Source organism: Limimaricola variabilis, assembly GCF_014195545.1.
In the GTDB taxonomy this organism is placed as follows: Bacteria; Pseudomonadota; Alphaproteobacteria; order Rhodobacterales; family Rhodobacteraceae; genus Limimaricola; species Limimaricola variabilis.
The window spans coordinates 90,451-96,675 of sequence record NZ_JACIBX010000011.1 but is presented as its reverse complement, the minus strand read 5'-3'; the positions used below and the strand labels follow the sequence as shown (position 1 = coordinate 96,675).

The window sequence follows — 6,225 nt, the reverse complement described above, 5'->3', positions numbered from 1 at the left end:
ATCATCCCCGCCTTGCGCTCCGGCGGCTCGGCGGTCTTCACCACCTCCAGCCGCGGGCTGACGTCGACGCCGAAATCGGCCGCCGTCTTCTCGTCGAGCGGCTTCTTCTTGGCCTTCATGATGTTGGGCAGCGAAGCGTAGCGCGGCTCGTTCAGCCGCAGGTCCACCGAGACGATCGCCGGCAGCTTCACCGAGATCGTCTGCAGACCGCCATCGACCTCGCGCGTCACCTGCGCCTTGTCACCGTCGATCTTCACCTCGGAGGCGAAGGTGGCCTGGGACCAGCCCAACAGCGCCGAGAGCATCTGCCCGGTGGCGTTCATGTCGTTGTCGATCGCCTGCTTGCCGCAGAGCACCAGCTGCGGCTGCTCCTGCTCGACCAGCTTGGCGAGGATCTTCGCCACCGCCAGTGGCTCGATGTCCTGATCCGGCGCATCGGCGGCGACCACCAGGATCGCCCGGTCCGCGCCCATCGCCAGCGCCGTCCTGAGCGTCTCCTGCGCCTGCTTCACGCCGATCGACACCGCCACCACCTCGGAGGCGACACCCGCCTCCTTCAGCCGGATCGCCTCCTCGACCGCGATCTCGTCGAACGGGTTCATCGACATCTTCACGTTCGCCAGATCGACGCCCGAGCCGTCCGACTTCACACGCACCTTCACGTTGTAGTCGATCACCCGCTTCACGGGGACTAGGATCTTCATGATCACCCTTTCCTTACGGATCTTCGCGAGATTGGTAGCGCGCGTCTTTCGGCGGCAACAAGGCGAAACCGACCCTTGGGGGCCGGGCGACGTCGCGTTACGCGCACGTCAACCTGCCGCCTAGGGAGCGTCCCTCAGCCGATCTGGAGGACGATCTTGCCGATATGCGCGGAGCTCTCCATCCGGGCATGCGCCGCCGCCGCCTCGGCCAGCGGATAGGTGCTGTCCATCACCGGACCGATGCGGCCTGCATCCAGCAGCGGCCAGACATGGGCGCGCAGCTCGTCGGCAATGGCGGCCTTGGCCGCGATGGATTGCGGCCGCAGCGTCGAGCCGGTGAGCGTCAGCCTGCGCATCATCAACGGCGCGAGGTTCAGCTCCATCTTGGGCCCTTGCAGAAAGGCGATCTGCACCAGCCGCCCGTCATCGGCGAGTGCCTTGAGGTTTCGCGCGACGTAGTCGCCGCCGACCATGTCGAGGATCAGGTCCGCCCCGCCCTCGGCACGCAGCACCTCGACGAAATCCGCCTCGCGGTAGTTGATCGCCCGCTCGGCCCCGAGCCTCTGGCAGGCGGCGCATTTCTCGGCCGAGCCGGCGGTGGCGAAGACCCGTGCGCCGAAATGCCGGGCGAGCTGGATCGCCGTGGTGCCGATGCCGGAAGAGCCGCCATGCACCAGAAAGCGTTCGCCGCCTTTGAGGCCGCCGCGCATGAAAACGTTGGACCAGACGGTGAAGAATGTCTCTGGCAGGCAGGCCGCCTCCTTGAGGTCCATGCCGCGCGGCACCGGCAGGCAATGGCGCGCGGGCGTCGCCACCGCCTCGGAATAGCCGCCGCCGGGGGTCAGCGCGCAGACCGCGTCGCCCACCGCCCATTCCGTCACGCCGGGGCCGACCGCCGCCACATGCCCGGCCACCTCGAGCCCCGGCAGGTCCGAGGCCTCGGGCGGCGGGGCGTAGAGCCCGGCCCGCTGCAGCGCGTCGGGGCGGTTCACCCCGGCATAGGCCACGTCGATGACGACTTCGCCATGCCTCGGCTCGGGTCGCGGGCGCGTCGTCGCGCGCAGCACTTCCGGCCCGCCGGGACGGGCGATCTCGACCGCGCGCATGCTCATCGGCGGGTGCTCCAATGGCCGGGCAGATCCATCGGCGGCTTGCGATGCGGCGCGTGCACGCCCGAGAGCAGCAGCGACAGCGCCCCGGTCACCGGGCGCAGCAGCACCGAATCGCGGGCCTTGGCCTTGGCGCTTTCGATGCGCATCACGTCGTCGATGCGCCGGTCGATGAAGGCCCAGGTCGCCTGGTGGTCGAGGCTGTCATCGCCGAGCCAATAGAGCACCACGGAGGCCCAGACGCCCGACAGCGTCGCCCGCTTGGTGTACCAGTTCACGTCGTCCGAGGCGTCACCCAGCGCGACCCAGATCGCATCGGCGGTACGCCACAGCAGCCGCGCGCCCTCGGCCGCATGCTGCGGCAGGGCGAAGAGCGCGGTGGCGCGGCGCAGCGCCTCCTTGTCGGCCACCGCCTCGATCCGCGCGCGCAGCGCGAAGGCCACCCGGTCGCGGTAGCGCATCGCGCCCAGCTCGGCGCTGCGCACCTTTTCGGCCATGGCCCGGTCGCCGCGATCATGCAGCGCCACAGCGAGATCGATCGCGCCCCGCGGGCACAGCGCCGCGACCTGCGGCAGGGTCATGTCGGCATCGCGCGCGGCGGCGCGCAGCGCGGTGTCCGACCAGCCGTCGAAGGCGACATGGGGCAGGATCGCGTCGAGCAGCCGTTCGACCTGCGGATCCTCGGGGCGGGTGGTCCCGTCCGCATCGGTATATGGATTCATGCGCGTCTCCCTTCCGCCCCAGCCTAGACAAGCTGTCGGGGCTTTGCTATACGGCCGCTTCCTGCAATCTTGAAACTCCAGCTTAGAAAGGTGGTGAAAACCACATGCAGGTTAGCGTTCGCGACAACAACGTCGATCAGGCCCTCCGGGCTCTGAAGAAGAAGTTGCAGCGCGAGGGTGTGTTCCGCGAGATGAAGCTCAAGCAGCATTTCGAGAAGCCCTCCGAGAAGAAGGCGCGCGAGAAGGCCGAGGCCATCCGCCGTCAGCGCAAGCTCGCCCGCAAGAAGGCCCAGCGCGAAGGTCTCCTCTGAGATCACGTGCCACCTTTGAGCGGCGAAACCCCCGAGGCGACGGCTCCGGGGGTTTTTTTCTTGTCCATTGCATCTCTCGCGCCACGGTTCGGTGTAGAATGGCACCGCATGGACAGGGAGGAGAGGATGAAACCCGTCATCCTGCTGGTCGGGCGGCTGCCCGGCGTGGTCGAGACCGTGTCGAGCGCCTTGGACGACCTGCCGGTCGAATGGCTGGGCGCGCATGACCGGGACGAGGTCGAGCGGCAGCTCGACGCCGAGCCGAACATCGCCTGCGTGGTGATCGGCGCCGGGCTCGACGATCGAATCCGGGGCGAGCTGATCGGCGTGATCGCCGGCCGCCGCCCGGACATCACGATCCATCTCAAGGATCGCGCCTCGGGTCCGGGGGGCATGGCGCCCTTTGCCCGCAGCATCGCGGGGCTGGTGCTCGAGAGGATGGTGGCGGGCTGAGGCGCGACTTCGCCTTCTCGTGATCGCGTCGACCCGCAGGCGGCTTCGCGCGTTGTGGACCGAACCGCAACGCGAAGGAGCCTTCATGACCGGCAAACCCGTCCCCGACACCACCCTGCCCGAGATCACCCTACCGCTGCTCGGCGGCGGCGGGATCACGCTGGGCCGTCCGCAAAAGGGGCGCGACTGGCAGATGATCGTGGTCTATCGCGGCAAGCATTGCCCGATCTGCCACAAATACGTCTCCGGCCTCGAAGGGCTGCTGCCCAAGTTCCACGAGGCCGGGATCGACGTGCTGCTGGTATCCGGCGATCCGGAGGAGAAGGCCCGCGCCTTCGCCGACGAGACCGGCACCAGCGCGCCTGTCGCCTTCGACCTGAGCGTGCCGCAGATGCACGAGCTGGGTCTCTACGTCTCCGAGCCGCGTTCCGCGCAGGAGACCGACCGGCCCTTTGCCGAGCCCGCGGTCTTCGTGATCAACGATCGGGGCACGGTACATATCACAGACATCTCGAACGCACCCTTCTCGCGTCCCGACCTCGAGGGGCTGTTGAACGGGCTGAAGTTCATCCGCGAGAACGAATACCCGGTCCGCGGCACCAAGCGGGCCGCCTGACCTGGCGCCGCTGCTGCTACACCGGTGACGCCGCCCCTCGGGGCGGCGTCGTCATATCGGCAGGGCCGTGGTCTGGCGCACCGTCCTGAGCGCGAAGCTCGACTGCATGGTCTGCACGCCGGGCAACCGGGCAAGATGGCGGCGGTGGATCTGGGCGAAATCTTCGCTGTCGCGCGCCACCACCTTGAGCAGGTAATCCGCCGTCCCTGCCATCAGGTGGCACTCCAGCACGTCTGGGATTCGCGCCACCGCCGCCTCGAAGGCGTCGAGCAGCTCGTCGGCCTGCCCAGACAGCGTGATCTCCACGAATACCGTGACCGGCCGGCCGAGCCCGCGCGGATCGAGAAGCGCGACATAGCCCCGGATCAACCCGGCCGCCTCCAGCGCCCGCACCCGGCGATGACAGGCCGAAGGCGAGAGGTTCACCTGCTCGGAGAGCTGAGCATTCGACAACCGGCCATCCGCCTGCAGGGCGGCGAGGATGGCGCGGTCTATGCGGTCGATTTGATCCATGCACGATTCTTCGAACATCAGCGACCATGACGCAAGTAGCTTCGAAAAACACCGCTCAGCCAGCGAAGAACTCGTCAGCAATTGCGTGCGAACAGGCGCATCATGGGAGAAAGACAGGAGGACATGTCATGCACATCGGATGCCCCACCGAAATCAAGCCCCAGGAATTCCGCGTGGGCCTGACCCCCAACGCCGCCCGCGAGGCGGTGGGCCAAGGCCACAAGGTCACCATGCAGGCCGGCGCCGGCCTTGGTGCCGGGTTCACTGACGACGATTACCGCGCCGCCGGTGCCGCCATCGCCGACAGCGCTGAAGAGATCTTCGCCAGCGCCGAGATGATCGTGAAAGTCAAGGAGCCGCAGGCCGTCGAGCGCCGGATGCTGCGCGAGGGCCAGATTCTCTTCACCTATCTCCACCTCGCCCCCGATCCGGAACAGACCGAGGATCTGGTGAACTCGGGCGCCACTTGCATCGCCTACGAGACCGTCACCGACCGCAATGGCGGCCTGCCGCTGCTGGCGCCGATGTCGGAAGTGGCCGGTCGGCTCGCGCCCCAGATGGGCGCCTGGACGCTGCAGAAGGCCAATGGCGGCCGCGGCGTGCTGATGGGCGGCGTGCCCGGCGTGAACCCGGCCAATGTCGTCGTCATCGGCGGCGGCGTGGTCGGCACCCATGCCGCCAAGATCGCCGCCGGCATGGGCGCGCGGGTTACCGTGCTCGACAAGTCGCTGCCGCGGATGCGCTATCTCGACGACGTCTTCGGCGACCAGTTCCGCACCCTCTACGCCACCGCCGGCGCCACCGCCGATGCCGTCACCCAGGCCGACATGGTGATCGGCGCGGTGCTGGTCCCCGGCGCCGCCGCGCCCAAGCTGGTCACCCGCGAGCAGCTCTCGACCATGAAGCCCGGCGCGGCGATCGTCGACGTCGCCATCGACCAAGGCGGCTGCTTCGAGACCTCGAAGCCGACCACGCATGAGAACCCGATCTACGAGGTCGACGGCATCATGCATTACTGCGTCGCCAACATGCCCGGCGCGGTGGCCCGCACCTCGACGCTGGCGCTCGGCAACGCGACCATGCCCTTCGTGCTGGCGATCGCTGGCAAGGGCTGGAAGCAGGCCTGCCTCGACGACCCGCACCTCGCCGAGGGACTCAACGTCCATCAGGGCCGGATCACCAACCTGGCCGTGGGCGAAGGCCTCGGCCGCGAAGCGATCTCGGCGGCACAGGCGCTCGGCCGCTGAGGTGCGATGCCGCACCGGAACGCTCCGGTGCGGCAATCGTTTGCCCTCCGCAATCCCATATGCGGAGGACGATACAATGGTTACCACCATCGGCACGTCGAGCGACATGGCCAAGCTGGTCGAGAACTTCATCCTGCTCGAGCATGACGCCATCGCCGCCTACGAGACCACCATCGAGCGGCTCGAGAATCCCGCCCACAAGGCCAAGGTCGAGGAGTTCCGGCAGGACCACCTGCGGCACCTGCAGGACCTCACCGCACTGGCCGGCCGCGTCGGCGCCAACGTCCCCGGCGAAGGCGACATGAAGCAGCTTCTGACCACCGGCAAGATCAAGCTCGCCGACATGGTCGGCGGCGACGGTGCGATCCTCAAGGCGATGGCCACCAACGAGATCGACACGATCAGCGCCTATCAGCACGCGGTCGACAACGAATCCGTGCCCGCCACCGACAAGGCCCTGTTCCAGCGCGGCCTCGCGGATGAGCGCAAGCACAAGGACTGGATGGATCAGGCCGCCAAAACCGCCTGAGACGCCGCACGAACGAAAACG

The 6,225-nt window shown here is 67.9% G+C and carries 9 protein-coding genes; 5 read left to right on the top strand and 4 right to left on the bottom strand.

The window, feature by feature from the left end:
• The 3 genes from FHS00_RS13845 to FHS00_RS13835 all read right to left on the bottom strand — a co-directional run.
• A partial coding sequence (locus FHS00_RS13845; protein WP_183474680.1) for an electron transfer flavoprotein subunit beta/FixA family protein occupies positions 1 to 704 on the bottom strand: 704 nt, incomplete at its 3' end.
• 134 nt (positions 705 to 838) lie between these two features.
• Positions 839 to 1,816 carry an NAD(P)H-quinone oxidoreductase gene (locus FHS00_RS13840; protein WP_183474679.1) on the bottom strand — a complete coding sequence of 326 codons (978 nt, stop codon included), beginning with the start codon at positions 1,814 to 1,816 and terminating at the stop codon, positions 839 to 841.
• Positions 1,813 to 2,535 carry a COQ9 family protein gene (locus FHS00_RS13835; protein WP_183474678.1) on the bottom strand — a complete coding sequence of 241 codons (723 nt, stop codon included), beginning with the start codon at positions 2,533 to 2,535 and terminating at the stop codon, positions 1,813 to 1,815. Before FHS00_RS13835 ends, FHS00_RS13840 begins: the two co-directional genes overlap by 4 nt.
• Positions 2,536 to 2,639: 104 nt before the next feature.
• On the opposite strand from FHS00_RS13835, the gene rpsU reads away from it, so the two are divergent.
• From rpsU to FHS00_RS13820, 3 genes are all read left to right on the top strand, one after another.
• Entirely contained in the window at positions 2,640 to 2,846 is a 207-nt protein-coding gene (gene rpsU / locus FHS00_RS13830; RefSeq protein ID WP_007255353.1) for a 30S ribosomal protein S21, read from the top strand.
• A gap of 126 nt (positions 2,847 to 2,972) precedes the next feature.
• Positions 2,973 to 3,299 (top strand): hypothetical protein, encoded by a 327-nt coding sequence (locus FHS00_RS13825; protein ID WP_183474677.1) that lies wholly within the window; start codon positions 2,973 to 2,975, stop codon positions 3,297 to 3,299.
• 85 nt (positions 3,300 to 3,384) lie between these two features.
• Positions 3,385 to 3,915, top strand: a complete 531-nt coding sequence (locus FHS00_RS13820) for a redoxin domain-containing protein (RefSeq protein WP_183474676.1) — start codon at positions 3,385 to 3,387, stop codon at positions 3,913 to 3,915.
• A 51-nt stretch (positions 3,916 to 3,966) separates the two neighbouring features.
• On the opposite strand, the gene FHS00_RS13815 is transcribed toward FHS00_RS13820, so the two are convergent.
• Positions 3,967 to 4,428, bottom strand: a complete 462-nt coding sequence (locus FHS00_RS13815; protein ID WP_183474675.1) for an Lrp/AsnC family transcriptional regulator — start codon at positions 4,426 to 4,428, stop codon at positions 3,967 to 3,969.
• A gap of 128 nt (positions 4,429 to 4,556) precedes the next feature.
• Between FHS00_RS13815 and ald the strand changes: the two genes are divergently transcribed.
• Both ald and FHS00_RS13805 read left to right on the top strand, forming a co-directional pair.
• Positions 4,557 to 5,675: an alanine dehydrogenase gene (gene ald, locus FHS00_RS13810; RefSeq protein WP_183474674.1), complete on the top strand. Its 1,119-nt coding sequence runs from the start codon at positions 4,557 to 4,559 to the stop codon at positions 5,673 to 5,675.
• Positions 5,676 to 5,751: 76 nt separating this feature from the next.
• Positions 5,752 to 6,204, top strand: a complete 453-nt coding sequence (locus FHS00_RS13805) for a DUF2383 domain-containing protein (protein WP_183474673.1) — start codon at positions 5,752 to 5,754, stop codon at positions 6,202 to 6,204.
• Positions 6,205 to 6,225 lie beyond the last annotated feature (21 nt).

Excerpts from the sequence above, each read along its gene's own strand:
- FHS00_RS13840 (WP_183474679.1), bottom strand. The coding sequence starts at position 1,816 with ATGAGCATGCGCGCGGTCGAGATCGCCCGTCCCGGCGGGCCGGAAGTG.
- FHS00_RS13835 (WP_183474678.1), bottom strand. The coding sequence starts at position 2,535 with ATGAATCCATATACCGATGCGGACGGGACCACCCGCCCCGAGGATCCG.
- rpsU (WP_007255353.1), top strand. The coding sequence starts at position 2,640 with ATGCAGGTTAGCGTTCGCGACAACAACGTCGATCAGGCCCTCCGGGCT.
- FHS00_RS13825 (WP_183474677.1), top strand. The coding sequence starts at position 2,973 with ATGAAACCCGTCATCCTGCTGGTCGGGCGGCTGCCCGGCGTGGTCGAG.
- FHS00_RS13820 (WP_183474676.1), top strand. The coding sequence starts at position 3,385 with ATGACCGGCAAACCCGTCCCCGACACCACCCTGCCCGAGATCACCCTA.
- FHS00_RS13815 (WP_183474675.1), bottom strand. The coding sequence starts at position 4,428 with ATGGATCAAATCGACCGCATAGACCGCGCCATCCTCGCCGCCCTGCAG.
- ald (WP_183474674.1), top strand. The coding sequence starts at position 4,557 with ATGCACATCGGATGCCCCACCGAAATCAAGCCCCAGGAATTCCGCGTG.
- FHS00_RS13805 (WP_183474673.1), top strand. The coding sequence starts at position 5,752 with ATGGTTACCACCATCGGCACGTCGAGCGACATGGCCAAGCTGGTCGAG.